This is a genomic window from Nonomuraea sp. NPDC049158, assembly GCF_040648335.1.
Taxonomy (GTDB): Bacteria; Actinomycetota; Actinomycetes; order Streptosporangiales; family Streptosporangiaceae; genus Nonomuraea.
In genome coordinates this window covers 104,190-128,142 of record NZ_JBEZDM010000028.1, presented here as the reverse complement: position 1 = coordinate 128,142, position 23,953 = coordinate 104,190, and the positions used below count along the sequence as shown (strand labels likewise).

At 69.2% G+C, this 23,953-nt stretch carries 26 protein-coding genes; 19 read left to right on the top strand and 7 right to left on the bottom strand.

Annotated features, from left to right (window positions below):
- Positions 1 to 72 precede the first annotated feature (72 nt).
- The gene (locus AB0B61_RS41830) at positions 73 to 228 is read left to right on the top strand and encodes a hypothetical protein (protein WP_358444605.1); all 156 of its coding nucleotides are present in this window, start codon (positions 73 to 75) and stop codon (positions 226 to 228) included.
- 15 nt (positions 229 to 243) lie between these two features.
- Here the strand turns inward: AB0B61_RS41830 and AB0B61_RS41825 are convergent, their stop codons facing one another.
- From AB0B61_RS41825 to AB0B61_RS41815, 3 genes are all read right to left on the bottom strand, one after another.
- Positions 244 to 1,083 carry a hypothetical protein gene (locus AB0B61_RS41825; protein WP_358444602.1) on the bottom strand — a complete coding sequence of 280 codons (840 nt, stop codon included), beginning with the start codon at positions 1,081 to 1,083 and terminating at the stop codon, positions 244 to 246.
- A 114-nt stretch (positions 1,084 to 1,197) separates the two neighbouring features.
- Positions 1,198 to 1,617, bottom strand: a complete 420-nt coding sequence (locus AB0B61_RS41820) for a hypothetical protein (RefSeq protein WP_358444599.1) — start codon at positions 1,615 to 1,617, stop codon at positions 1,198 to 1,200.
- Between the two features lie 30 nt (positions 1,618 to 1,647).
- Positions 1,648 to 1,986, bottom strand: coding sequence for a hypothetical protein (locus tag AB0B61_RS41815; protein ID WP_358444596.1), 339 nt, complete (start codon positions 1,984 to 1,986; stop codon positions 1,648 to 1,650).
- Between the two features lie 566 nt (positions 1,987 to 2,552).
- Here AB0B61_RS41815 and AB0B61_RS41810 point away from each other — a divergent pair.
- The 7 genes from AB0B61_RS41810 to AB0B61_RS41780 all read left to right on the top strand — a co-directional run bounded on the left by AB0B61_RS41810 (position 2,553) and on the right by AB0B61_RS41780 (position 8,764).
- Entirely contained in the window at positions 2,553 to 2,957 is a 405-nt protein-coding gene (locus AB0B61_RS41810) for a hypothetical protein (protein ID WP_358444593.1), read from the top strand.
- Between the two features lie 131 nt (positions 2,958 to 3,088).
- On the top strand, positions 3,089 to 4,003 hold the full coding sequence (locus AB0B61_RS41805; protein ID WP_358444590.1) for an alpha/beta hydrolase: 915 nt from the start codon (positions 3,089 to 3,091) through the stop codon (positions 4,001 to 4,003).
- Positions 4,000 to 4,653: a TetR/AcrR family transcriptional regulator gene (locus tag AB0B61_RS41800; protein WP_358444587.1), complete on the top strand. Its 654-nt coding sequence runs from the start codon at positions 4,000 to 4,002 to the stop codon at positions 4,651 to 4,653. The genes AB0B61_RS41805 and AB0B61_RS41800 overlap by 4 nt, the downstream gene beginning before the upstream one ends.
- Positions 4,654 to 4,841: 188 nt before the next feature.
- Positions 4,842 to 5,639, top strand: coding sequence for a metalloregulator ArsR/SmtB family transcription factor (locus tag AB0B61_RS41795; RefSeq protein WP_358444584.1), 798 nt, complete (start codon positions 4,842 to 4,844; stop codon positions 5,637 to 5,639).
- 98 nt (positions 5,640 to 5,737) lie between these two features.
- Entirely contained in the window at positions 5,738 to 6,247 is a 510-nt protein-coding gene (locus tag AB0B61_RS41790; protein ID WP_358444581.1) for a hypothetical protein, read from the top strand.
- Between the two features lie 114 nt (positions 6,248 to 6,361).
- A complete protein-coding gene (locus AB0B61_RS41785; protein ID WP_358444578.1) occupies positions 6,362 to 7,534 on the top strand; it encodes an MFS transporter in 1,173 nt (390 codons plus the stop codon).
- An 81-nt stretch (positions 7,535 to 7,615) separates the two neighbouring features.
- Positions 7,616 to 8,764 carry an NAD(P)/FAD-dependent oxidoreductase gene (locus tag AB0B61_RS41780; protein ID WP_358444575.1) on the top strand — a complete coding sequence of 383 codons (1,149 nt, stop codon included), beginning with the start codon at positions 7,616 to 7,618 and terminating at the stop codon, positions 8,762 to 8,764.
- Here AB0B61_RS41780 and AB0B61_RS41775 read toward each other — a convergent pair.
- On the bottom strand, positions 8,721 to 11,417 hold the full coding sequence (locus AB0B61_RS41775; RefSeq protein WP_358444573.1) for a LuxR C-terminal-related transcriptional regulator: 2,697 nt from the start codon (positions 11,415 to 11,417) through the stop codon (positions 8,721 to 8,723). The two genes, AB0B61_RS41780 and AB0B61_RS41775, sit on opposite strands and share 44 nt — an antisense overlap.
- 149 nt (positions 11,418 to 11,566) lie before the next feature.
- On the opposite strand from AB0B61_RS41775, the gene AB0B61_RS41770 reads away from it, so the two are divergent.
- The 5 genes from AB0B61_RS41770 to AB0B61_RS41750 all read left to right on the top strand — a co-directional run bounded on the left by AB0B61_RS41770 (position 11,567) and on the right by AB0B61_RS41750 (position 15,586).
- Positions 11,567 to 12,004 (top strand): SRPBCC domain-containing protein, encoded by a 438-nt coding sequence (locus AB0B61_RS41770; protein ID WP_358444571.1) that lies wholly within the window; start codon positions 11,567 to 11,569, stop codon positions 12,002 to 12,004.
- On the top strand, positions 12,001 to 13,470 hold the full coding sequence (locus tag AB0B61_RS41765) for an MFS transporter (protein WP_358444568.1): 1,470 nt from the start codon (positions 12,001 to 12,003) through the stop codon (positions 13,468 to 13,470). The genes AB0B61_RS41770 and AB0B61_RS41765 overlap by 4 nt, the downstream gene beginning before the upstream one ends.
- Positions 13,467 to 14,009 carry a dihydrofolate reductase family protein gene (locus AB0B61_RS41760; RefSeq protein ID WP_358444565.1) on the top strand — a complete coding sequence of 181 codons (543 nt, stop codon included), beginning with the start codon at positions 13,467 to 13,469 and terminating at the stop codon, positions 14,007 to 14,009. Before AB0B61_RS41765 ends, AB0B61_RS41760 begins: the two co-directional genes overlap by 4 nt.
- 59 nt (positions 14,010 to 14,068) lie before the next feature.
- Positions 14,069 to 14,809, top strand: coding sequence for a hypothetical protein (locus AB0B61_RS41755; RefSeq protein WP_358444562.1), 741 nt, complete (start codon positions 14,069 to 14,071; stop codon positions 14,807 to 14,809).
- A gap of 252 nt (positions 14,810 to 15,061) precedes the next feature.
- Positions 15,062 to 15,586 carry a hypothetical protein gene (locus AB0B61_RS41750; RefSeq protein ID WP_358444559.1) on the top strand — a complete coding sequence of 175 codons (525 nt, stop codon included), beginning with the start codon at positions 15,062 to 15,064 and terminating at the stop codon, positions 15,584 to 15,586.
- Here AB0B61_RS41750 and AB0B61_RS41745 read toward each other — a convergent pair.
- The gene (locus AB0B61_RS41745; protein ID WP_358444556.1) at positions 15,570 to 17,027 is read right to left on the bottom strand and encodes an MFS transporter; all 1,458 of its coding nucleotides are present in this window, start codon (positions 17,025 to 17,027) and stop codon (positions 15,570 to 15,572) included. The two genes, AB0B61_RS41750 and AB0B61_RS41745, sit on opposite strands and share 17 nt — an antisense overlap.
- A gap of 91 nt (positions 17,028 to 17,118) precedes the next feature.
- On the opposite strand from AB0B61_RS41745, the gene AB0B61_RS41740 reads away from it, so the two are divergent.
- Complete coding sequence (locus AB0B61_RS41740) at positions 17,119 to 17,559, top strand: MarR family winged helix-turn-helix transcriptional regulator (RefSeq protein ID WP_358179136.1); 441 nt, start codon at positions 17,119 to 17,121, stop codon at positions 17,557 to 17,559.
- Between the two features lie 209 nt (positions 17,560 to 17,768).
- Here the strand turns inward: AB0B61_RS41740 and AB0B61_RS41735 are convergent, their stop codons facing one another.
- Complete coding sequence (locus AB0B61_RS41735) at positions 17,769 to 19,265, bottom strand: serine/threonine-protein kinase (RefSeq protein ID WP_358444554.1); 1,497 nt, start codon at positions 19,263 to 19,265, stop codon at positions 17,769 to 17,771.
- 161 nt (positions 19,266 to 19,426) lie between these two features.
- Between AB0B61_RS41735 and AB0B61_RS41730 the strand changes: the two genes are divergently transcribed.
- Both AB0B61_RS41730 and AB0B61_RS41725 read left to right on the top strand, forming a co-directional pair.
- Positions 19,427 to 20,587 carry an SMI1/KNR4 family protein gene (locus AB0B61_RS41730; protein ID WP_358444551.1) on the top strand — a complete coding sequence of 387 codons (1,161 nt, stop codon included), beginning with the start codon at positions 19,427 to 19,429 and terminating at the stop codon, positions 20,585 to 20,587.
- Positions 20,588 to 20,654: 67 nt separating this feature from the next.
- Positions 20,655 to 21,047, top strand: coding sequence for a hypothetical protein (locus AB0B61_RS41725; RefSeq protein WP_358444549.1), 393 nt, complete (start codon positions 20,655 to 20,657; stop codon positions 21,045 to 21,047).
- Here the strand turns inward: AB0B61_RS41725 and AB0B61_RS41720 are convergent.
- Positions 21,013 to 21,849 carry a hypothetical protein gene (locus AB0B61_RS41720; RefSeq protein ID WP_358444546.1) on the bottom strand — a complete coding sequence of 279 codons (837 nt, stop codon included), beginning with the start codon at positions 21,847 to 21,849 and terminating at the stop codon, positions 21,013 to 21,015. The two genes, AB0B61_RS41725 and AB0B61_RS41720, sit on opposite strands and share 35 nt — an antisense overlap.
- A 134-nt stretch (positions 21,850 to 21,983) precedes the next feature.
- On the opposite strand from AB0B61_RS41720, the gene AB0B61_RS41715 reads away from it, so the two are divergent.
- The 3 genes from AB0B61_RS41715 (at position 21,984) to AB0B61_RS41705 (ending at position 23,819) form a co-directional block, all read left to right on the top strand.
- Positions 21,984 to 22,367 (top strand): hypothetical protein, encoded by a 384-nt coding sequence (locus tag AB0B61_RS41715; RefSeq protein WP_358444543.1) that lies wholly within the window; start codon positions 21,984 to 21,986, stop codon positions 22,365 to 22,367.
- A gap of 120 nt (positions 22,368 to 22,487) precedes the next feature.
- Positions 22,488 to 23,096, top strand: a complete 609-nt coding sequence (locus AB0B61_RS41710) for a dihydrofolate reductase family protein (RefSeq protein WP_358444540.1) — start codon at positions 22,488 to 22,490, stop codon at positions 23,094 to 23,096.
- Between the two features lie 207 nt (positions 23,097 to 23,303).
- Positions 23,304 to 23,819, top strand: coding sequence for a hypothetical protein (locus AB0B61_RS41705; RefSeq protein ID WP_358444538.1), 516 nt, complete (start codon positions 23,304 to 23,306; stop codon positions 23,817 to 23,819).
- Positions 23,820 to 23,953: the final 134 nt, after the last annotated feature.

The window sequence follows — 23,953 nt, the reverse complement described above, 5'->3', positions numbered from 1 at the left end:
AATCGCCGGCGGCAGCAGTCGCGTCCGCCGTCATAGTGCGCGCAGGAGTGCGGTCGCCGCTGTGCGCACGGCGTGAGCGGTGTTGCCGGCTGGGACCTGTGCTCGGGCGCCGGGGAAATCCTTGTCGGGTCGGTCACGCCCGCTGATCCCGTATTCGGCGTTCTCGACAATATGGGCGGCGATGTGCTGGCCGAGGCGTTCGGCACGTTGGCGGACGGCGGTGGATGAGACGCCGGTGGCCGGCTAATTCCAGGCGCCAGGCACCTGGTAGGGCACCTTGGTCTCGAGTTGCTCCTGGTCGAGTACCTCGCCGTTCAGCGGCAGCAGGACGGTGGCCTCCCGTCCCCAAGCGGAGTAGCGGGTGTCCGACTTGATGCGGAGCAGGGAGCCCTTCCAGTGGTGCAGGACGCTCGTGGCCGATACTCGCTCGACCAATCCGGTCGAGCTCAGACGGAGGGTGTAGGAGATGGTGCTGACGGGCTTGGCGCCGGAGTAGCCGCCGAAGTGCGAGGCGAAGGAACGGGATACCTTGGCCAGTTCGTCGGCCTTGATCATGCCCTTCACCACCCCGCCTCGCCAGGACGTACGGTGTGCCAGCAGCGCCTTGAGCGTGGCGGGCTCCAAGGCCTCCAGCGGCGGGTTGCTGGCAGGCAGATGGGTGTAGGAGTAGCGCACCCAGTTCGTGCCCTGTGGCAGCACGTCGGCGAACTGGGGGCCCGAGACGTAATCGGCGTAACCTGACGAGATCACCCTCAGGGGCATCTCTTCCAGGGCGGCGTCCTCCGCCATGCCGAGTTTCTTCAGGCCGCTCATTATCGTCTTGCTGAACCGCAGGCGCTGGGATGTATCAGCGGCGGTCTCGCCCCGCGGCCCGAACCCGACCGTGCCGTCCACGTCCAGGGTGTAGTACGCGCCGCGACCGTGATCGATCTTTGCGGTGGACACGATGTTCACGCCCTTGCCGCGGGTCAATGCGGCTTGAAGCACTTTCACCGGGTCGATCCTGGGCGCTGCCTGCGCGGGGGCGGCGACGAGCTGCGTCAGGCCCGCGATCAGGATTACCCCCGCGACGGTCCGCTTCATCACTATCCCCTGGAAATTGGTCGGAAGGACGCAACAATCTTGTGCATACGAGATCAACTGTCAAGCCGAGCCGCGATCGTGGGCGAACGGAACCTCCCGCTTGTGGGGCCGCTGTCAGCAATTGAGGTCGGCGGTGGTCTGGGGTCGGCCCGAGGCGGGGTCCAAGGCCACGGGGAACGTCCGCCCGTCGGTCACCGCAATCTCCACCGAACTCGGCCCCGTCCACTTGACCGAGTCGAAGGCGTCATCGGGGACGTCGTCGTTGAAACAGCCGAGATCCCACTCCCTGCTGAGCAACCCGCCGTCCCTGCGGACGCTGAGCGACATCACCATGTCCGGCCCGAGATCCGCCAGCGACTGCTGGACCCGGATCCTGTACGGGGCCGGTCCGTCGACGAAGCCGACCTCCTCGGTAGAGGAGAACCCAAGGTTGAGCAACCCCCCGAAGAGCGCGGCACTCGCGCCCAGCCCCGCAAGGACGACGATCACGACGCGTAGCCACATCCACCGCAACCCGACGGCGGCCAACGCCATCAGGAGGACTGCGGCTCCGTGAGGTTCCTCTCAGGCCCCGAACTCACGAATTCGCAGAGGGCTGGTTATGTTGAGGCTGGCGTGGGCTCTTTCCCACGCTTGGTCGAAAGCGTCGAGAGTCAGCGGCTCGGGGTTGTGACCTTCCCACTCATGGACAGGTCGCTCGGCTATTCGGTCGTAGACGGCGCCGTATCGTCTGACCTCTCCGCTCTCGAAAACTTCCTGCCATTCGGCCAGGGAGGCGGCGGCGAAAGGCCGCTCGTCGGGGCCCCGGAATTCGATCTGTCGAGTAACCCAGCCTTCGTCGTCGGCCTCGATGTAGTACGACATGTCTTCTTCGTCCCAGCGGCTGCGGAACCATTGTGTCATCGTGGCATTCCTCCTGGGGCGAGTGGGAGGGAGCTTCCCGATTTCGGGTGGGTGGCGCGAAGGTGCTCATTCTTGAGGCCGAGCATCTCGGCGCTTCGGGAAAGCCCGTCAACGTCGGCTTTCATTTCCGGGATCATCGACATCAAACCCGTCGCCGACTAACTTCACCCCTCGGGAAGCGGTCTCTGAATTCGCCTATTCCGCCTTCTGCCAGCTTTTGTCCCTTCGCGGCGAGCGCGATACCGGGCGGGCCATCCCGGACCAGGCTCGTGTAGACAACGCCGGCGATCGGCTCCAGCCCCAGCGGCGGCATTTACTCCCGACGTCCTCCACGCAACTCGCGCTCACCGTCGGCCATGCGGTGTCGTGTCAGCAGCTGTATCAGGACGGCAACGGCCCGGTATCAGAGTGGTCGGCGATGGTGGATGCATGAACCGTTCGGCGATGCGGCCCCAAGGCCGGGCGAGATCCACTCGGGCGACCTGACCTGAGCGATTTCGGCCCGCGGGTCAACAGGACCGTCCATTCAATTGAATTCCGTAACAGCTTCAAAGGAGCACATCATCATGTCGATCACCCTTAAGGACCAGGACACCCTCACCCTGCGGATCGCCGGTTGGGGCGCCGTTTCACTGATGTCCGCCGCCGGTGCCGCCGGTTCGGCGCACAAGGCCGCCACCGAGGCCTCCATCGCCTTGACCTCCGCGACCGGTCTGGTCGGGCACGCGCTGGCCAAGGCGCCCAAGGACGTGAAGTACGGCAAGACGGTGGCCGAGCTCGCCGACCAGGTGCTGCCGGCGCTGACGGCCTCCATGAGCCTGCTCAAGGTGCAGGCTCCGGAAGAGGCCGACAACTTCCGCCGTACCGTCATCGTCGCCATCGAGGCAGCCGGCCGGCCTCAGAAGGGCGCGCCCAGCCCCACCATGACGGAGATGGCCCGCAAGATCACCGAGGCCCTCGACGCCGCTTGATGAGATGTTCCGGGGCCCTCTCCGGGCCCCGGCTCATCACAGACAAGGATGCCGAACCGCCTCGTGGCCGAGTCGCCAGTTCATCAACGGTCCGCATGACGTTCGCGAAGCAATGCATCTACACTGTAGACATGAACTACACCGTAGACGCGACGGCGAGCGACATCGTCGAAGCGCCCGAAGCGCGATTGCATGTCGAGCGGACCGGCGACGGACCCCCGCTCTTACTGATCTCCGGAGGCGGAGGCGACGCCAGCATGTACGCGGACGTGATCCCGCTCCTGGCCCGGAGCTTCACCGTGATCGCCTACGACCGGCGCGGCAACTCGCGCAGCCCGTTCACCGATCCCGGCGCCTCGATAACGGTTGCCCGGCAGGCGGCCGACGCGGTCGCCGTCCTCGATCATTACGGCCTGGAACGTGCCTATGTCTTCGGCAACAGCGCGGGCGCGATCATCGCCCTGGAGATGGTGATCGGGCACCCGGACCGCCTCCTGGGCGCGGTGGTGCATGAGCCGCCGCTGGTGCAACTTCTCACTCCCGACAGTCCCGAACGGCGCGAGATCGAACACATCGGCCACCTCGCCCGGGACGGTCACCTGATGCGTGCCTACGCCGCTTTCGGCGCGATGACGCTACCGGATCCGCCGCGCGTGTTCCTGTCTCCATCCGGTCAGGCCATGATCGCTGCCGCCACTCACCTCATGCTCGCCGCCGACGGCCTGGCCCGAAGGGTCACCCGGCGTACGCCGGATGTGATGACCCGCCAGCTCCGCAACGCGGAGCTGACCCTGCGCCGCGAACTGCCCGCGTTCTGCTTCGACTACCAGCCGGACATGACCGCGCTGGCCGCCACCACGGCACCCTGGTGCCTGGCCACCGGCCGCGACAGTGTGGGTAAGCCCTACTACGCGCCCGCACATCTGCTGTCTGAGCGCCTTGGCGTAGCCTGCCAGGAGTTCCCCGGCGGCCACGTCCCCTTCATGCAGCACCCGCACGAGTTCACCACGACGCTCACGAAGATCCTGGAGGGCTTCCAGCCATGACGGCCGACGCCAGCCCCCCGGTCAGGTTGCCGGAGCCGCCCACCCGGCCCACCCTCACCCGCGACTACCTCGCCACCGCCGCGCTCGCGCTCATCGACGCCCACGGCTTGCGTAAATTCTCCATGCGCAAGCTCGGCACCGCCGTCGGCTTCGACCCGATGGCCGTCTACCGCCACTACGCGGACCAGGAGGACCTCTTCGACGGTGTCGCCGAGGCGCTGTTCACCGAGGTCAACGTCGACGCTCTGCCCTGGGACGGCCCCTGGCGGCAGTTGGCCCTGAACTACTGCCTGCGTCTGCGCGACACACTGCTGTGCCATCCCCACGCCGTGCCGCTGTTCGCCACCCGCCCGGTACGCTCACCAGCCTCCATCGACACCGGCGTGAAGATGCTCACCAAGCTCAGCGACGCCGGGATCCCTCCGGCGCAGGGCTTGCGCATCATCCGCTGCCTGCGAGAGTTCACGATCGGCCACACCCTCGCCATCGCCGTGACCGAGCTCGGTGCCGACCAGCGCAGTCGCAAACCCCAGCCCGGCGGCCCCGACTACAACCTGCTCGCCGAAGCCGCCGACGCCACCACCCTCGACGACCACTTCGAGATGGGGCTCACCGCGATACTGAATGGCTTCGAACAGTCCGCCCGCTGATAAGGCCCTCGCCGCTCCATCTTCGCCACCCCTCCTGGCGCTAAGGGCCATCCCAAGGTTTGCCACCAGCCGTCGACTGCGCCGACCCAGTGGCCGGCCGTGCGGTGAACCCGCCGCTGAGCGCCCGGCCTGTCGTCTCGTCTCGCTGCCATTGACATTATGCAGGCAAATGCCTGCATAATGGAGACGTGAGCCTCGAAGCGAGAGAGATGGACTCGGTCTTCAAAGCACTTGCCGACCCCACCCGACGACTCCTGCTCGACCGACTGCGCGAGCACAACGGCCAGACGCTGAGCGAGCTGTGCGAACGCTTGAACATGGCGCGCCAGTCAGCGACCCAGCATCTCGACATCCTTGAGCGGGCCAACCTCGTCACCGTCGTACGACGCGGGCGGGAGCGGCTTCACTATCTCAACCCGACGCCGATCCACGAGATCGAGGAGCGGTGGATCTCGGGGTTCGACAAGCCGCGCCTGCAAGCGCTCAGTGCCATCAAGAACCAGGCAGAGGAGTACGCCATGACCGAAGTACCCACCTACGTCTACGTCACCTACATCCGGGCAAGCGCGGAGCAGGTGTGGCAAGCCCTGACGGATGCGGACCTGACGGCGCGCTACTGGGGACATGCCAACGTTTCGGACTGGCAGCCGGGCTCGGCCTGGGAGCACCGGCGCGTCGACGGATCAGGCGTCATCGATGTCGTCGGTCGAGTGATCAAGACCGAGCCCCCGACGCGGCTGGTCATCACGTTCGACGACGCCCCCGACGCCGAATCGCCCAGAGAGCCGTCGGTCGTCACCTTTCTCGTCGAACCACACCAGGACATCGTCCGCCTCACCGTGACCCACGAGAATCTCCCCAACCAGGAGATGCTCACCGGCATCTCGCACGGATGGCCGGCCGTGTTGGCGAACCTCAAGTCGCTGCTGGAGACCGGCGAGGTCCTCCCGCAGGCGCCATGGGACATGCATCGCGCGCATGCCTGAGAGCGCATGCCTGAGAGCGCATGCCTGAGAGCGCATGCCTGAGGGCGCAGGCCTGAGAACCGTTCACCCCCGCCCACGACCGCAGAAAGAAGACCTTGATGGACACCATCCCCCTGCGGGACGCCTACGGCGCGCTGCTGGACGCCGCTGCCACCGTGGCCGACTCCGGCGATCCCAGCCCCGTCCCGCCGGCCGGTGAGTGGAACGCCGACCAGATCCTGGCGCACGTCTCCATCATCAACGCCGCCACCATCGCCGCCGTCTCCGCCATCGCCTCGGGAACGCACACGACCTACGACAACCGCTTGGCGCTCGACGCCTGGACCATCGAACGCCTCATCACGCTCGCCGGCGGCAACGCGGGGCTTCGAGACCGCATCCGCCGCCAAGCAGACGCCCTCTGCACGCTCGGGGGCCCGGCGCTGAGCGACGCCGAACTCGACACACCGGTGCCCACCCGGCTCCTGTCGAAGGACACCCTCATGGTCGATCAGCCCATGCCGCTGAGGGACCTCATCACCGGCCTCGCGGAGATGGAGTTGCCGGGCCACACGCGACAGCTCCTGGCCCTCCTGCCGAGCGGCGCTGGAGCCGAAGCCGCAAGGTGATCTCGGTGACGGGCGGAGACGGTGACGGTCAAGTCTGAAACGTGCCAGTGCCAGCTGCTTCATGGCTGCTTGGGTGGGTGTCCCAGTCCACGTGTACCTGCCTGAACGGGAATCATGTCCACCACCACACTGGCCCCGCCACGCCCGCCCCTCATCAGCTGGCTTGCCGTCACCTCCCTCATGCTGGGCATCTTCGCCATCGTCACCAGCGAAATCCTGCCCATCGGCCTGCTGACCGCCATCGGCGCGGACTTCGACATCTCCGACGGCACCACAGGGCTGACCATGGCTCTGCCCGGCATCGTCGCCGCGGTCGCCGCACCCGCCGTCACGCTGACCACCGCGCGCCTGGACCGCCGGGTGATGCTGTGCGTCCTCATGGCGGTGCTCGCCGTCGCCGACGTGCTGGCCGCCGTGGCGAGCTCCTACTGGGTGATGCTGATCTCCAGGGTGCTCGTCGGCCTCACCATCGGCGGCTTCTGGTCGATCGGGGCCGGGCTGGCCGGCCGTCTGGTGCCGCCGCACGCCGTCGGCACCGCCACCGCGGTGATCTTCTCGGCCGTGCCGCTGGGCTCTGTGCTCGGCGTACCGGCCGGGACCTTCATCGGCGACCTCGCCGGGTGGCGAACCGCGTTCCTGGTGCTGGCCGCGCTGGCCATTCTGGTCCTGGCCGCCCTGGTGATGCTGCTGCCGCCGCTGCCCGCCCAGCAGGTCACCAGCGCTCGCGTCCTGCTCGACCTGCTACGCGCCCGGGGTGCCGGCATCGCCCTGCTGGCCACCTTCCTCATCGTCTTGGCCCACTTCGGCACCTACACCTACGTCACGCCCTTCCTCCAGAACGTCACCGGCCTGCCTCCCGTGGCCGTCAGCGCCGTACTGCTGGCGTACGGCATCGCCGGCATCGCCGGCAATTTCCTGGTCGGCAAGGCCATCGCCACACGTCTGCGAGCCGCCTTCGTGACCTGCGGCTGTCTGATCGCGGCCACCACCCTGCTGCTGCCCTCGGCCGGCGGCACAGCCGTCGGCGCCGTGGTGCTGCTCGTGGTCTGGGGCCTGGCCTACGGAGGCGTGCCCGTCTGCTCGCAGGCCTCGTTCATCAGCGCCGCCCCGCACGCGCCCGAAGCCGCCACGGTCGTCTTCACCTCCTCCTTCCAGGCGACCTTCGCCCTCGGCGCGTTCGTCGGCGGCCGCGTCGTCGACGCCTTCTCGGTCTCCACCGTGATGATCTGCGGCGGGCTGGCCGCTCTGCTGATGGCGGCATCCCTATGGGCGCTCAAAGCCCGCTGAGTGTGGCGACGGCGTGGAGATTCGGGGCAGGTAGCGTGCAAACGGGCTTATGGGTGAGGTGCCGCGCCTACCGTCGCAGGTATGCGGACCGTCGATGTACTGGTCGTGGGCGCGGGGCTGGCCGGGCTGCGGACAGCCCGCTCGCTCGCGCGACGGGGACTGAAGGTGATGGTGGTCGACCGCCGCAGGTCGCTGTCAACGGGCATCCGTACGACAGGGATCTTCGTACGGCGTACCCTCGACGACTTCGACCTGCCGGACCATCTGCTCGGCCCCGGTATCCGGGACGTGCTGCTGTATCCGCCGTCGCGGCGGGAACCGATCCGGCTCACCAGTGACCGCGACGAGTACCGCGTGGCCGACATGGCGGGCATCTACGAGCACGCGCGCCGCGCGGCGGAGTCGGCCGGGGCGCGGGTCCTCCTGGGCGTACGGTATGTCGGCGCATCGAGGGGTTTTGTGCGGTTCGCAGGTACGGACCCGGTGACGACCCGGTTCATCATCGGCGCGGACGGCGCCCGCTCCCGGGTGGCCCGTGATCTCGGCCTCGATGTCAACCGGCGCTCCCTGCTCGGTGCCGAGCTCGTCCACCCGATCGCGCCCGGCACGGCCGCCCCGGCGTTCCACTGCGTGCTGGACCCCCGGGTCGCTCCGGGGTACCTGGGGTGGGTCATCGATGACGGTCAGCACGCGCATGTCGGCGTGGCGGGATACCCGGACGCGATGCGCACCGGCATCCGTCACCTGCTGGACGCTTTCGCCGCGGACGCGCCCGGCCGTGCGGTGCCGACCGGTCCGGTCGAGCGTCGAGGCGGGCCGATTCCGGTCGGTGGTGTGCTGCGACGGTTGGCGTGCCCGGCCGGGCTGCTGGTCGGAGACGCGGCGGGCGCGGTGTCGCCGCTGACGGCCGGTGGGTTGGACCCCTGCTTACGCATGTCCGAATGGGCAGCGGCGGTCGCGGCCGGGTACCTGCGTACCGGCGATCAAAGCATCTTGAGCCGGTACGACGGGGCCGCCTTGCGGACCCGGTTCCGAGGCCGCCTGTTGCTGCGCCGCGTGTTCGCCGGTATCCGATCTCCCGCCGCGGCGGAGGCGGTGGTGACCCTGCTACGTGGTCGTGCCGGGCGTGCTCTGGCGGCGCGCGTGCTGTTCGGAGACGGCTCCTTTCCCGATGTCAGCTCACGGCTCATCGACCACCTGGGTGGCAGCCGATGGCCCGGAGTTCGCTGATCGCCTCCTGCTCCCGGCCGGGCAGCAGGCGCAGGGTGATGGCGCGCTCGAATCGGGCGTCGATCGAGGTCCACTGTTCGATCGCCGCCGTCAGCGCGTCACGATCGTCGTACAAGATCGCGCGAGTACGGGCCAGGGCGGCGGCCGCCCAGGCGTTCTGCTCCGCGTACGGCAGAGCGGCGGCAAGCCGTTCGGCGGCGTCCGGCAAGCCCGCGACGACGGCCAGCTCGGCACCGGCGGCGCGGGCGTAGGCCTCGTACCAGCGGACGGCGAAGGGGGCGAAGGCGCGCTCGACCAGCGCGGCGGCCCGGTCGTGGGCGCCGGTGTGCAGGGCGACCCTGGCCTCGACGAAAGCGGCGAACGGAGCCAGGACCTGTGAGGAGGCCGCGTCCTCCACCCTGGCCATCTCCAGCGCCCGCGAGCGCCACAGGTCGAACTCGCCGCTGCCCGCCAGCCCATGGGCCAGCGCCACGGCGGAGACCGCGGTCGACATCCAGGCGCTGCGCGGGCTGCCCGCCTGATGCCAGGCCTCCCACATGGCGGGCGCCTGCTGGAAGACCTCCGGGAAACGACCGCTCAGGGCGAGCGGTCTGATGGTCTTGGGGATGGACAGGTAGGGGTGTTCGCCGATGGGGTCTTCGCGGTGCGCGCGGTCGGCGACGGCGAGCGCGGCCGGCAGGTCGCCGACACACAGCTCGGCACGCGCCGCCGAGTGGAAGGTGTCGACGATCTCGGCCGCCGCGGACGGCTCGTGCCTCGGCAGGCGCTCGATGAGCGTGAGCCGCTCCTGGCAGATCCGCTGGACGGTGCGTAACCGGCCGGCCCGCGCGTACGCCCGGGTCAGCACGTCCAGCGCCCCCAGGAGGACGATGGTGTCGCCGCACTCGCGAGCGGCGTCGACGGCGGAGCCGGCGAGCTCCAGGCCGCCCTGATCCCAGGCCCGCGCGGTCGCGACGAGCGCCGTGGTGCGCGAGTCGGCGGGGTCGGCGCTCGCCTGGTCGAGCAGCGCCGACACGGACATCGAGTCGCGATCGTCCGCGCGCCGGTAGCGGTGGGCGACCACGAGGGCGGAGGCGAGCGTGGCCGCGCGCAAGCCGTCCTGTTCGGCCTGTTCGGCGGCCCGCATCAGCAGGCGGAAAGCCAGTGGGCCGTCGGCGATCGAGACGGCCGTGGCGGCCGCGCGCAGGAGGTCCTGGTGGCTGTCCGCAGCGTCGTCGGCCCGGTCGGCGGCGGCCAGGTAGTGGCCGATCGCTTCGCGGTGGAAGTGCCGCGCGAACGTCAGGTGCGCCAGCGACCTGGCCAGCTGATGCGCCTGCCGGTCAGGTACGGCGGCCGTGTCGGCGAGCGTTGCCCGCAGATCATCGGCGACCAGATCGAACTGCGGCTGCCAACCGCCGTCGAGTCGTGATTCCAGCTTCGCCGCGGTGTCCGCCGCCCAACGCAGCCGGAGCTGGAGCGTCTCTTCCCTCTCGCCGCAGGCTTCGAGCTGGTCGGCGGCGAAGGCTCTGATGGTCTCCAGCAACCGCCAGCAGCCGCCGCCCGCCGCTCCGATCAGGCTCTTGTCCGTCAGCCGGCCTATGACGTCGGCTATCGCGCTGGGCGGCGTGTCCGGCATGACCGCCGTGGCCGCCGCCAGGTTGAACCCGCCCGTGAACACCGCCAGACGGCGCAGCAGCGCGCGTTCCTCATCCTCCAGCAGGTCGTAGCTCCAGCCGATGACCGTACGCAGCGAGCGATGCCGTGGCGGCCTGCCCCGCGCGCCGGACAGCAGCCGCAACCGGTCCTGCAGCCCCACACGCAGGGCGTCGATTCCGAGTGCGGGCACGCGTGAGGCGGCCAGCTCGATCGCCAACGGCAATCCGTCGAGCCGGGCGCACACCTCGGCGATCGCGGAGGGCTCGGCGGTGAACGCCGGGTCGATGGCGCGCGCCCGATCGAGGAACAGCGCCGCCGCCTCTTCCGCCAGTGGCGGCACCGTGATGACCCGCTCGCCGGCGAGACCCGGCCGCTCCCTGCTGGCCATCAAGATGCCCGCCTGGGGGCAGGCCAAGCGCAGTCTTTCGACCAGATCGCCGACCTCGTCCAGCAGGTGCTCGCAATTGTCGAGAACCAGCAGCGATCGTCCCAGCGCGACCCGCTCGGTGACCGCCTGCTCCAGCGGCTGAGGCGGACGTTCGGCCAGACCCAGCGCGTCGGCCACGGCGCGCAAGACGTACCCCTCACCGATCGGGGCGAGATCGACGAACGCCCCGCCGGCGGGGAACGACGTCGAGGCCGCCTGCGTCACCACGGCGCCCAGCCGCGTCTTGCCGACGCCGCCGGGCCCCAGCAGGCAGACCGGCGCGGCGTGGACCAGCGCGGCCAGCGCCTCCTGCCGTTCCTGACGGCGTCCGATGAAGGAGGTGTGACTGACCGGGATGCCCTCGATGTGCCCCGGCCTGACCGAGGGCGATGGCTGATGCCGGTTCATGGCCGCCAGGGCGGCGCGGCTGCCCACGCCGTACTTGCGCAGCAGCGAGGAGACGTGACTTTCCACGGTGCGCACCGAGACCCGCAGCCGGTGGGCGATCTGCGCGTTCGTCAGATGCTCGACCACCCCCGCCAGCACCTCGGCCTCGCGGGGCGAGACCTCTCGCGGCTTGTCCGGCAACATGCGGCCATTGTGGCCTCGGTGGCCCTTCCGTAGCGAATCAGTGCCGGCCTCGTAGTGGTCCGGTGATCTCCACGGATGTCCCGGCATGGTCGGGCAGGCCAAGGTTGCCGGTGTCTGGACGACAGCGCCTTGACACTCGAGAGGCTCCCATGATCAAGCACGCCACCTTCGTGGCCGAGCACGTCTATGACCTTCCACCGGTCGAGGTGTTCTCGGCCTGGGCCGACCCGGCCCTCAAGGCGCGCTGGTCCAGCGGTCCCGCCGACTGGAGCCCGCGGCTCGACGTGGACTTCCGGGTCGGTGGGCTGGAGCGGTATCACGGCACCCCGGTGGGCGGCCCCGCGCACACGATCGAGGCACGTTATCTCGACATCGTGCCGAGCAAACGCATCGTCTACAGCTACGACGTGCTGCTCGACCAGGTACGCAGCCTGGTCTCCCTGGCCACCGTTGAGTTCGTCCGGGACGGACCGGGTACCAGGCTCGTCCAAACCGAGCAGGTCGCCTTCTTCACCGCCGAGGACACCGCCCCGTTCGAGCAGCACATGAGGGACGTACTGAAGTCCCTGGCTGAGGAGCTGAGATGAAATACCCGCTGAGCACGCGGATGAATCCCATGATGGCTCTGACCGTCCTGGCGCTGCCCACGCTGCTCGTGGCCATCGACATCTCCGTGATGGGCGCTGCCCTGCCGTCCATAGCGCGTGACCTGCGGCCCAGCGCCGCCGAACTGCTGTGGATCACCGACAGCTACAACTTCCTGGTGGCCGGCTCCATGCTCGCCATGGGCGCCGTCGGCGACCGGATCGGCCGCCGGAAGATGATCCTCATCTGCGCGGCGATCTTCGCGCTGGCCTCCGCCGTCGGCGCCTTCGCCACCACCGCGCCGCTGGTCATCCTCGCCCGGGCCGTCATGGGGGTGGCCGGGTCGGCCATCATGCCCGCGTCGATGTCGCTCATCGGGGTGCTGTTCACCGAGGAGAAGTCGCGTGTGCAGGCGATGGGCGCGTACATGACGGTGTTCCTCAGCGGCATGGCGGTGGCACCGTTCGTCGGCGGGGTGCTGCTCGCCCACTTCTGGTGGGGCTCGGTGTTCCTGATCAGCGTGCCGGTCATGGCGGTCACCATGGCCATCGCGCCACAGGTGCTGCCCGAGACCCGCTCCGACCAGGCGCCGCGCATCGACCTGCTCAGTACGCTGCAAAGCCTGGGGGCCGTCCTCGCGATCGTCTACGCGCTCAAGGCCTGGGTCAACGACGGCGCCGACGCCTCGGCCTGGCTCACCCTCGTGGTCGGCATCGTGCTGACCGTACTGTTCGTCCGGCGGCAACGGCGGCTGGACGATCCGCTGCTCGACCTGGCCCTGATCCGGACCCCGGCGGTCGGCCATACGCTGGCCGCCCTGTTCCTCACCGCGCTGATCATGGGCGGCAGCTCCCTGTTCTTCAACCTCTATCTGCAAGACGTGCAGGGCCTGACACCGCTCGACGCCGCCTGGTGGACGCTTCCGCAGATCATCCTCATGATCGCCGCCTCCAACCTGGGCCCCTGGCTCCATCGCGTCCTCGGCCACCGCACGATCGTGGGGCCGATGCTGCTGATCACGATGCTCGGCTTCGTCCTGTACGCCGTCCTGCCCGTCACCTGGATCGGCCGTCCCCTGGCGGCGGCCGGAGCCGCGCTGGCCGCCTTCGGCATCGGAGCCGCCTTCCCGCTGCTCATGGACCGCGTCATCAGCGCCACCCCACCCCAGCGCGCCGGCGCGGGCGCGGCGCTGGCCCAGGTCAGCAACGAGCTCGGCATCGCGGTCGGCCTGACGGTCCTGGGCTCCCTGGGCACCGTCGTCTACCGCGCCCGGCTGAACCTGCCGGACTCGCCGGCCGCCGTCAGCATCGTCGACGGCATCGCCGACGCTCACGGAGACCCGCAGCTCCTGCAAGCCGTACGGGCCGCCTTCACCGACGCCTACAACATCGTCGGCCTCGTCGGCGTGGCCGTGACCGCCCTGGCATTCCTCCTCACCGCCCACCCCCACCGAAGGAGCCTTCCATGAGGAAGATCGTCGCAGAGTTGTTCTCGTCGCTGGACGGCGTCGTCGCCTCGCCGGACCAGTGGCACGGCCCGTACCACAGCGAGGAGATGGAGCAGGACATCCAGGCCGGTCTGGCGGCGGCGGACACCATGCTGCTGGGCCGGCACACCTACCAGGAGCACGCCGGCTTCTGGCCGGGGGCGAGCGGCGGCCTGGCGGACCTGATGAACGGCATCCACAAGATCGTCTTCTCCGCCGCGTTGCCCGCGGCCGAGTGGTGCAACTCCACGCTGGTCACCGAGGCTGACATCGCCGAGGAGGTCGCGCGGCTCAAGCGGCAGGACGGCAAGGACATCGTGGTCACCGGAAGCATCACCCTGGTCCAGACCTTGTTGCGGGCCGGCCTGCTCGACGAGCTGCGCCTGCTGATCGACCCGGTCGTCGTGCGCGAGGGCCGGAAGCTGTTCGAGGACGAGGGTGGGCGGCTGCCTTGTACGCTCATCGCCTCGCGTGTCTACAAGAGCGGCACCATCTCCGCCACGTACACGTTCACGTCCTGACGTCCTGGCGGGCAGCGCCGTACCCCGTTCGTGATCGGACTCCGGCATCATCGCTGACCATGAAGAAGATGATCACTGCTCTGGCGGCCTGCGCCGCCCTGTCAGCCGCCTTATCGACGGTTGCCGCCCCCGCTCAGGCGGCGACCAAGGACCCCGTCAGCGCGCTGAAGGCCCAGCTCGTACCCGGGCACGGCGTGCGCTTCACCGAAACGGTCGCCTGGTCCAACGGCACGGAGGAGAGCGAGGTCCAGGACCGCAAGGGCGTCTTCCAGTTCGACAAGAAGGGCGTCGCCGCGTTCGACATCAACATCCACTGGGACGACGACACCTACGGACGGCAACGGGCCGTCGGCGTCGGCAACATCACGTACCACACCGGCGGGGTCATGCCTATGGTGCTCCCGGAGGGCAAGACCTGGTACAAGGTCAAGAGGTACGGACTGCCCGACTCCTACGGCCAGATTCTCAACCCGGCCGAGCCCAAGACCTTGGCCGCGCTGATCAAGCACGGCAAGTCGACGAAGAACTCCATCACCGGCACGATCACCTTCAAGGACCTCAAGCAGGCCTCGGCCTGGTGGGCGGGCGCGAAGGCGGCCAGCTCGTTCGACAGCACGAAGGTCTCCTACACCCTCACGCTCACCTCGGGGGGCCTGGTGAGCAGGGTGCAGAGCAAGTACACGGCGACCGAGACCGGGAGACAGGCCATGATCGCCGTGGACAGCCGCTACAGCGGATGGGGCGCGAAGGTGTCGGTCAAGGCGCCGGATCCCGCCAAGGTGACCACCGACTTCCGCTGACCCCAGGTCGTTGAGTTCGAGCGAGTACGGCACGCTCAGCATTCCCGGGACGTTCAGCCGGTACGGCTGGACCGCCTGCCGCGGGAGACCACGCTGAGCGTGGAGCCCATCGCCGCGCGGGTCGGCTTCACCGACCCCCCGGGCTCTGCGGCGGGCCATCCACCGCTGGTACGGCCACGGACCGGCCGCCATCCGCGCGAGCGGCCCAACGTAAGAACCGGTCCATAAGACCCCGTCGCCGGTCCTGGCCAGGTGCTCGTCGAGGTGCTGCACGCCTCGCTGAACCACGCGGACCTCAACAACGCCCAGTCCGGCCACGTTCCGGCGGGGGCGCCCCTGGGTCTCGACGCGGCCGGGATCGTCCTGGAGGGGCCGCGGACGGCTCCGGCCCCGCGGTCGGGGCCCGCGTCGTGCTCTTCGCGTGGGGCGCCTTCGCGGAACGGGTCGCCGTCGATGTGCCGGCGGTGGCCGAGGTGCCGGACGGTGTCGGGCTCGCCGCCTGGGGGCTCCTCGCTCCCGGGTGGCAGCCTCCAGTCCGTCGGGTGGACCTCGGCGGAGCCGGCCGTCTTTCCGCCGTACGCGACCGTCGGCCCGGCCAAGACGCTCCAACGAGTTCGCCGCCGCCGACGATCTGGCCGAGCTGGTACGGCTGACGGCGCCCTGGTGCCCGAGATCGGCTGGCGCGGCTCCTGGGAGCGCTTCGCCGAGGCGGCCGACGCGTTGCGCAGTCGCCGGGTGCTGGGGAAAGCGGTCTTCGACCTCAAGCCCCACGTGTGAGCCCACGACGATCCTTCCTGCCGGTGATGAGGAAGACCGCCAGCGCGGCCAGGCAGAGGAAGGCGGCGGCCGACAGGCTCGCCACGGTGAACCCGTGCACGATCGCCTCGGCGACGGCGCTGGGATGGGCCGCCAGGTAGCCGGCCGTGGCCGTGCCGGCGATGGTGCTGAGCAGCGCGGTGCCGAGAGAGGCGCCCATCTGCTGGGCGGTCATGACGGCGGCGCCGGCGACGGAGGTGTCGGCGCCCGCGTTGAGGGTGGCGGTGCTGTTGGCGGTGATCAGCACCCAGCCGGTGCCCAGGCCGAGCAGGAAGAGCACCGGCAGTACATGCGGCCAGTAGCCGCTGTCCACCCGCAACAGGCCGAGCAGGCCAAGAGCGGTCGCCAGGGTCAGCAGCCCGGGGGTCAGCAGAGCGCGTAACGGGGCACGGGACACCAGCCGGCCGACCGTCCGCGCGCCGAGCATGAGGCCCGCGGTGAGGGGGAGGAAGGCCAGTCCGGCGCGTACGGGCGGGTAGCCGAGCACGTTCTGCAGGTAGAAGGTGAGAAAGAACAGCGCGGCGAACATCCCCACCGCCAGGCTGAGCACGGCCAGGTAGGAGCCGCCACGGTGGCGGTCGAGGATCACCCGGAGCGGCAGCAGCGGATGGTCGACCCGGTGCTGGACCCACGCGAAGACGGCCAGCAACAGAACTCCCGTGGTCAGCGGGCCGAAGGTGAGGGGCGCGCCCCAGCCGTCGGTCTCGGCCCGCGAGAAGCCGTACACCAGCGCCATCAGGCCGGCGGTGGCCAGCAGGGCGCCCGCCACGTCCACCCGAGGTCTGGGCCCGGCCGGCGCGGGGCGGACAGCGTAGAGCACGCCCCCGCCGGCCGCCAGGGCGATGGGGATGTTCACGTACATGCACCAGCGCCAGTCCAGGTACTCGGTCAGAACCCCGCCCAGGAGTACGCCCAGGCCGGAGGAACTGCCCATCACGGTTCCGTACACGCCGAAAGCCCTGCCCCGCTCGGCGGGCAGCGGGAAGGAGGCGGCCATGGTGCCGAGAACGGCAGGCGTGAGCAGCGCGCCGAAGGCGCCTTGCAGGCCCCGGGCGGCCAGCAGCGTCGCCGGCCCGGTGGCCGCGCCGCCCAGGGCGGAGGCCAGGGCGAAGCCGGCCAGCCCGATCAGCAGGCTGCGGCGGCGGCCGAACAGGTCCGACAGCCGGCCGCCCAGGAGCAGCAGGCCGCCGTAGCACAGGGCGTAGACGGTGATCACCCACTGGCGGGTGGGGTCGGACATGGACAGTGATCGCTGCGCGGAGGGCAGCGCGATGTTCACGATCATCAGGTCGATCCCGACCATGAGCTGGGCCGTGGCGACCGTGGCCAGTGCCCACCAGCGGCGCGGGTCGGGAAGCGGGGGATCGGAGGGGTGCCGGGCGGAGCCGACTGTCGTGGTCATGGCATACCTCGAAACTAGTTGGCCAACCCAACGTTGGCCGGGCCAACGGTAGCACCATAATCGTGGGGCGCGCCAACGGTAGACTCGGTCCATGGAGTCGGCACCCGCCCGCCTGCGCGGCAAGCCCAGCTGGTTGATCAGTAAGACCTCGCTGCACGCGCAGCGACTCATCGGCGAGGTGCTGACGCCCGTCGACGCCCGTGGCTACCACTTCGCGATCCTGGCCGCCCTGGAGGAGTTCGGACCCGCCAGCCAGATCGCCCTCGGCCAGCGCTGCGGCATCGACCGCAGCGACACCCACGCCACCGTGAACGAGCTCGCGGACCAGGGGCTGGTCGAGCGCGCGCCCGACCAGGCCGACCGGCGCCGCAACATCATCACCCTGACCCCGGCCGGGCGGCGGCGGCTCGAGGAGCTCGACTCGATCCTGGCCGGAGTTCAGGAAGAGCTGCTGCGGCCGCTGTCGGAAGCCGAGCGTACGCAGCTACTGGAGCTGCTGAGACGGGTATTCGATCACGTGGTCAGGCGGTAGCCGGGAGCCATGACCGCGTCAGCCGTCGACGAGGACCGGGTGGTGGGGCGGACCGTCGGTGAGAAGGGCGGTCAGCAGGTGCGGTAGCCCGGCGGGTCGCAGGAGGTCGGTGGTCTCGGTCAGCTCTTCGCGCCCGTCAGCCCGGTCTCCTCGGGGTGCAACCTGATCTTCGTCGGGTGAGGCGGGGGACGGGTCTCAGGTGGAGGCGGTCAGCCGAAGCCGTTGGGGCAGAGGAAGGATCTGATGGCGCCCGGTGCGTTCTTGACGAGGGCCGACTGGTTCTCCAGCGAGCAGAAGTCGGTGCCGATCTCGGCGTTGAGGAATCGGCTCGCGTTCCGCTTCGCGATCAGGTCGATGCCGCCGACGCTCGGGGAGTCGAGCTCGGCCGCGACCCAGTAGCCCACGCATCGCTTGCGGGCGACCCTGGCGTCCTGCGGCAGGCCGCCGTTCAGCGTGGCGGCCTGCTGGAGGATCGAGCTCGCGGACGCGCACGGGACGCCGGTGGCCGAGCGGCGTGCGCTGGGGGACGCGCTCGCCTTCTTCTTTGTGTCGGGGGTTTCCGTCTCCTCGGGCGTCTCCCTCGTGCTGGTCGTCTCCTCGGGAGTCGGGGTCGGGGTCGGGGTCTCCGTCGTCTCCTCGGGGGTCGGGGTCGCGCTCGTGTCCGGCGTCAGGTTCTCCGCGGGCGTGGACGCGGGAGGGTCGCTCAAATTCCGGAGTGCCTCCGGTATCCCCTCCGAGCTCACCCAGACCAGCGCGCCGATGGCCACAGCCGTCGCCAGGACGGCGGCGGCCGGCCACAACGGCACGCGATTGGCGGGCGGTGATACCGGCGGCGGCATGGCGATCGTGCCCGACCTGGGTGGCGGCGGCATGGCGATCGTGCCCGATCTGAGTGCGGTGATCTGGGCGAGCAGCTCGTCCGCGCCGGGCCGGGCCGTCCTGTCCTTGGCGAGCGCGCTTCGTACCAGGTCGCGGACCCGCGTGGGCACCCCGGACAGGTCGGGATCGACGCTCATGACGCGGTAGGCGAGGACGTCGGGAGCTCCGGTGCCGAACGGTGGGCGCCCGGTCGAGGCGTAGGCCATCAGCGCGCCCCAGGCGAAGACGTCGGCGGCGGCGTCCGCCTCGTCGCCCCGGTACTGCTCAGGGCTGATCCAGCCGGGCGTCCCGATCAGCGCGCCGGTGCCCGTGAGCCCGCTCTCGTCGAGGGCCCGGGCGATGCCGAAGTCCAGGACCTTCGCGCCGGAGGCGGAGAGGATCACGTTCCCGGGTTTGAGGTCGCGGTGTACGACGCCGGCCCGGTGGATGTCGGTGAGCGCCTCGGCGATGTCCACGCCGAACGAGAGCAGCTCGTCCGGCGGCAGTGGGGCGTTGTCCTGTACGTACGTGCTGACGGTCGGCCCAGGGACGAACTCGGTGGCCAGCCAGGGAGGCATCGCGGCGGTGTCGGAGTCCAGCACCGAGACCGTGCAGCGCCCCCGCACCCGGGACAGGAGATCGACCTCGCGGATGAAGCGGGCGAGAAACTGCGGATCAGCGGCTAATCCCGGATGGATGACCTTGACCGCGACCCGGGCGCCATCGTCCGCGACCCCCGCATAGACCACGCCCATGCCGCCGGCGCCCATCCGGCCCACGATCCGGTACGGACCGATCGCCTCGCGCTCGTCCTTCACCAGGGGGCCGAAGCCGCCGGGGTCACTCATCGAGGCTCCGCTCGCCGGATCATCGCAACGGCAATGATCCTAATGACAGGTGCCCGGGTGTGTGCGCTCGCCGTCGGAGCGTGATCGCCGGCAGGGTGGCCGCGAGCACTTCGGCGCGGAGTTGCCAGCCGTCTAGATCAATTCCGGGTAATCTGCCGGACGTGCGGCGATTGATCACATCTCGCGGGCTATGGCTCGCGCTTTTGGCGGCCTTAGCGGCAGCGACGGTCGTGGTGATCGCTCGCTCTCGACGGCGCCCGGTCCAGCAGGCTTCTGATACCTCTTCTTCGATTCCGGCCCGGACCGAGAATTCGCAGTGGCCGCCGGTTCCGATTCTCGGCACTCCCACTGCTGAGGATCTCCAGCGCTATGGCGCCGAAAAGTCCTCCGTCTTCGACCGCCCCGAGTTCACCAGGTTTTTCGAACGCGGCGAACCGAGGGAGCCGCTGGACGAGGCCACCCGACGCCTCCTGACTCGTTGGGGCATCGCCGGACTCGCGATTCTGGTGCTGGCTCTCGGTACTCAAGCCCTTGAATCCGCGGTCTTCCCCGAGCCCACATCTGAGGTGAGGTGGGGGCCGTGCCTGGAAAACACCTCGGACAGCGATACGGCCTGCTCGTTCGAGGAGGAGGAGTACTCCCTGGACGGCGATTACGTGTCTCAGCAGTCGGCGGAGAGTGAAGAAACGCAGGACCGTCTCGACGCGGACTGCCGGCCCGTGGGTGCCGAACCGCGCGTACGGAAAATCGACGCGAAGGTCAAGCGGGCAGTGGACCGGCAGTGGCAGCGCATCGAGGACTGGCTGAGGACCAACGCCCCCCGGAGTTATCGCACGCTCGGTAAGCCCGGAAACGCGAAGACCATCGCGGCCGCGGAGGCGTATATGGGCTTGCGATTCCCCGACGATCTGCGGGCCTCACTGCTGCGGCATGACGGGGCCGTCTACCTCAAGGACACTTGGCCCTTCGGCTTCCTGGGCAACTCGAACATGAGCGTCCGGGAAATGCGTGACGCGTGGCGAGAGTTGTGCGACATCGACGGTGAGGATAGAGGTGATGGGGAATTCTCCGATCCACGATCGGAATGGTGGGACGGGCGAATGATCCCCGTCGGCGCTGATGGAATGGGCGACCACCTGGTGATCGACTCGGCGCGGAAGGACATCGGCGACACCGATCACGAGGGCACCATGAACTTCACGCCTCGAGGCGTCCGGATCCGCTCGTTCTACGCCCTGTTGAAAACCACTGCGGACACCATGGAGAAAGGCGGCTCCATCGGCTACTGGAAGCCGAAGGTAGCCGACGGAAGGCTCGGCTAGGACGTCCTCTGAGCGCCTGAGGCGATCAATGTGCCCGGTGCGGGCATGATCGGTAGAGTCGCGCACCATGGGTGTTCTCGTCGATTACTTCACGGTGGACTCCGAGCAGTCCGCCCGGCTGGCCCTGTCCGGTGGGCCGGAGGCGTTGAATCTGCCGTACGTGGACTGCAAAGGCTGGCTCGACGATCTCGACACGCTGGCCGCCGAGCTGAGCGGACGTGACCTCAGCGAGTTCGGTGACAGCAAGGTTGTCATCGACGACGGTGAGACGGCGGGCGTGGAATTGGCGGCGCCCGAGACCACTGCCGCGCTCGCCGCCGTGGACGACGCGCGGCTGCGCGAGTACGCCGAGGAGGAGCTGCTCGACGAGTTCGAGATCGAACGCATCACCGGCCTGCGGGACCTGGCTCGCGAGGCGGTACGGCTCAACCAGGGGATATATCGCTGGTCGTGCCTCTGAGCGCCTCGAACAGCTCCTCGCGGAGCGCGGGCGGCAGTTTCCGGCCCAGCCTCGAAGGGCTCACCAGCGCGTGGTCGTCGTTGTCCGTGAGAGCCCGCTCCATGAGGAACTCCAGGCTGAAGCGGGCCTGTTTCCGGTGATGTGGGTCCGGCCAGCGTTCCACCAAGGGCAGCGCCGCCGCCGCCCGCGCGCTGATCCGGTCGAGGAGCGCGTAGCCGGGCAGGCCGGGAAAGCGCTGGGCCCGCAGGTCGATGTGCCGGAAGGCGACGCCGTCGAGCTCCGCGCCGGTGAAGTCGTTGCCGGTGAAGTCATTGCGGTCCCTGCCCAGTGCCGCCTGGTCGCGGGTCGGACGGCCCCAGAAGGTGACATCCCGCACGCGGCCGAGGAAGACGCAGTCGACGAACTCGGCGTCGGACGTGGACGTCTGGTCCCTCAGCCGGGACCCGTCGAATACGCACCTCTCAAACCGGACGTTGCCGAAGGAGGTGTACGGCGCGAATCGGGTGCGGCGGAACACGCAGTCGCGGAAGACCGACTGCGGCCAGCTGGCGCGGTTCCACGGCCCGCGTACGCAGGTGGCCCCCATCGACAGCTGCTCGAAGGCGGTGCCGGAGAAGTCGCAGCCTTCGAACCGGCTGCCGTGGACGCTGAAGGAGGCGAAGTGCATCCCGGAGAAGTCCACGCTCGCCAGCAGCGCCTTGTCAAAGGTCACACGGGACACTCCGGCGGAGAGGTCGAAACGCTGCTCGCGAAGTGCTCCCCGGACGAGCAGGGTGTTCTCCGAGAGTTCGTGATCACGCATGCGCGGAGTCTCGCAGCCCGATCCGACAAAACATCCCGCGGCCCGCGAGCGGCCCGCAGTGGACGATCCTGCGGGCGAACACGATCGCTTCCAACGCTCGCGGGTGGGCCGAGCAGATCCGTGGCGCGGGTGTCGTGCGTGGTCCTGACATCGCCGCCACCGCGGTGATCGATCCGCGCGACATCGCCGCCGTGGCGGTACGCGTGCTGATCGAGGACGGGCATGCCGGCGCGACGTACGTGCTGACCGGTCCGCAGGTGGTGAGCAGGACCGAGCAGGTGCACGCCATCGGGGAGGCGATCGGCCGCCCGTTGCGGTTCGAGAAGGTGCCTGTAGAGATCGCCCGGCAGCGGATGCTCGCGGACGGCAGGCCGCCGGCCCTGGTGGAGGCCCTGCTGGCCGGCGCCGAAACGCGACCTCACTCAGCGTTGATCACCTCCACCGTGGAAGAGGTCACCGGAACTCCGGCGCGTACATTCCGAGACTGGGCCATTGACCACGCCGACGACTTCCGCTGAGCTGCCGTCCGTACCCGTAGGGGAGCCTTAAGGATTCTGTAAACGGGTCGCGCCACGCTGAAGGCAGATGAAGACGGCGGGACCGGACGGACCCGCCCAGCCCTCAAAGGAGTGAGACAGATGGCGAGCAGGCTGGTCGTTTCGACGTTCGTGTCGTTGGACGGTGTCATGCAGGGCCCCGGCGGCGCCGGCGAGGACGATTCCCACGGTTTCCCGCACGGCGGATGGCTGCCCCCGCACGTGGACGAGGGGTTCGGCCGCATCATGAACGATCAGCTCGAGCGGGCGGACGGGATGCTGCTGGGCCGCAGGTCGTATGAGATCCTCGCGTCGCACTGGCCCAACGTGCCGGACGAGCAGGGCGGCGCCAAGATCAACAGCATGCCGAAGTACGTCACCACGAGGACCCCGATGACCGCCGGGTGGCGCAACACCCAGGTCCTGGTGGGCGAGGCCGCCCAGACGGTGGCCGACCTCAAGCGGCGCACCGACGGCGAGATCCTCGTGCAGGGCAGCAGCGACCTGATGCGTACGCTGCAGGAGGCCGAGCTGGTCGACGAGTATCGGCTGCTGATCTTCCCCGTCGTCCTCGGCCAGGGCAAGCGGCTCTTCGCCGAGGGCACCGCCCCGGCTGGGCTGAAAGTCACCGGCTCGACCACCACCGACGCCGGAGTCCTGTACGTCACCTACGAGTGGGCGGGCAAGCCCTCCTACGGCTCCATCGCATAGCAGAAGCCAGATCTCCCTCGTCGCGTGCTGTGCTGTGATCTTTCCGTGTCGGCGGATGCGGTCACCGCGGACGAGGAGCCGCCCCGGCCCGCGCTGTGGTGCTTCCTGCGCGGGCTGCGCGGCGAACGGCGTGGATCACGGCAATAGCTCCCATTAGGGTAGGCGACGCACTCCCGTAGTCGATCATGCGGCGTAGGAAGGCGGCCCATGCCCCGGTGGCGTTACTTGCGATGGTGGCTGGCCGCGCTGGTGGCCTGCGTCTTGAGCTTCCTGGTCCTGTGGCTGCCGATGTTCTTCAAGGCCGATGCGGCGATCAGCTGCGTCGGCTACGGCCCTCTCCCGTTCGGCCTGGCCGAGGTGTGGTCCGAGCTCGAATGGATGTGGCTCCACCTCCGTGAGCCCGTGGCGTACTCGTTCGAGGGGGGTCTGCTCCTGAACGGTCTGCCGACGCTGAGCGTCTTGCTGGCGACCGTCGTCTCCGCCTGGGCGGGGCGGCGGCTCGGCGCGGTGGTGGGGGTGCTGGCCGCTCTGGTCGTGGCGGTGGTCGCCCTGGACTGGGCGTTCATGGCGATGTCGTCCGTCATGAGGCTCGGCTGCGCGCGCTCGGAGGGGGCGCTGCCGTGGTTGGTGTGGCAGCTGCTGCCGATGCTCGGGTACGCGAGCGCGGTCGTCATGCTGGTCGCGGGCATGCGCGTCCGGCGGCGAGCGGAGCGGGTTCTCTAGCCGCGCGGGAAGCGCGCAAATCGCCGTAAAAGGCGAACTATTGACTATATCTGTACGAAGTTCACATCGCGCTTCTTGCGCGACCCCTTCGGGCCTCTAGCACCTGATTGCCGTCGCATGTCCGTTTTCTCCGA

Bases quoted from the DNA above. Each gene is read 5' to 3' on its own strand.
- AB0B61_RS41825 (WP_358444602.1), bottom strand. From the start codon at position 1,083: ATGAAGCGGACCGTCGCGGGGGTAATCCTGATCGCGGGCCTGACGCAG.
- AB0B61_RS41820 (WP_358444599.1), bottom strand. From the start codon at position 1,617: ATGGCGTTGGCCGCCGTCGGGTTGCGGTGGATGTGGCTACGCGTCGTG.
- AB0B61_RS41815 (WP_358444596.1), bottom strand. From the start codon at position 1,986: ATGACACAATGGTTCCGCAGCCGCTGGGACGAAGAAGACATGTCGTAC.
- AB0B61_RS41810 (WP_358444593.1), top strand. From the start codon at position 2,553: ATGTCGATCACCCTTAAGGACCAGGACACCCTCACCCTGCGGATCGCC.
- AB0B61_RS41805 (WP_358444590.1), top strand. From the start codon at position 3,089: ATGAACTACACCGTAGACGCGACGGCGAGCGACATCGTCGAAGCGCCC.
- AB0B61_RS41800 (WP_358444587.1), top strand. From the start codon at position 4,000: ATGACGGCCGACGCCAGCCCCCCGGTCAGGTTGCCGGAGCCGCCCACC.
- AB0B61_RS41790 (WP_358444581.1), top strand. From the start codon at position 5,738: ATGGACACCATCCCCCTGCGGGACGCCTACGGCGCGCTGCTGGACGCC.
- AB0B61_RS41785 (WP_358444578.1), top strand. From the start codon at position 6,362: ATGTCCACCACCACACTGGCCCCGCCACGCCCGCCCCTCATCAGCTGG.
- AB0B61_RS41780 (WP_358444575.1), top strand. From the start codon at position 7,616: ATGCGGACCGTCGATGTACTGGTCGTGGGCGCGGGGCTGGCCGGGCTG.
- AB0B61_RS41775 (WP_358444573.1), bottom strand. From the start codon at position 11,417: ATGTTGCCGGACAAGCCGCGAGAGGTCTCGCCCCGCGAGGCCGAGGTG.
- AB0B61_RS41770 (WP_358444571.1), top strand. From the start codon at position 11,567: ATGATCAAGCACGCCACCTTCGTGGCCGAGCACGTCTATGACCTTCCA.
- AB0B61_RS41765 (WP_358444568.1), top strand. From the start codon at position 12,001: ATGAAATACCCGCTGAGCACGCGGATGAATCCCATGATGGCTCTGACC.
- AB0B61_RS41760 (WP_358444565.1), top strand. From the start codon at position 13,467: ATGAGGAAGATCGTCGCAGAGTTGTTCTCGTCGCTGGACGGCGTCGTC.
- AB0B61_RS41755 (WP_358444562.1), top strand. From the start codon at position 14,069: ATGAAGAAGATGATCACTGCTCTGGCGGCCTGCGCCGCCCTGTCAGCC.
- AB0B61_RS41745 (WP_358444556.1), bottom strand. From the start codon at position 17,027: ATGACCACGACAGTCGGCTCCGCCCGGCACCCCTCCGATCCCCCGCTT.
- AB0B61_RS41740 (WP_358179136.1), top strand. From the start codon at position 17,119: ATGGAGTCGGCACCCGCCCGCCTGCGCGGCAAGCCCAGCTGGTTGATC.
- AB0B61_RS41735 (WP_358444554.1), bottom strand. From the start codon at position 19,265: ATGAGTGACCCCGGCGGCTTCGGCCCCCTGGTGAAGGACGAGCGCGAG.
- AB0B61_RS41725 (WP_358444549.1), top strand. From the start codon at position 20,655: ATGGGTGTTCTCGTCGATTACTTCACGGTGGACTCCGAGCAGTCCGCC.
- AB0B61_RS41720 (WP_358444546.1), bottom strand. From the start codon at position 21,849: ATGCGTGATCACGAACTCTCGGAGAACACCCTGCTCGTCCGGGGAGCA.
- AB0B61_RS41710 (WP_358444540.1), top strand. From the start codon at position 22,488: ATGGCGAGCAGGCTGGTCGTTTCGACGTTCGTGTCGTTGGACGGTGTC.
- AB0B61_RS41705 (WP_358444538.1), top strand. From the start codon at position 23,304: ATGCCCCGGTGGCGTTACTTGCGATGGTGGCTGGCCGCGCTGGTGGCC.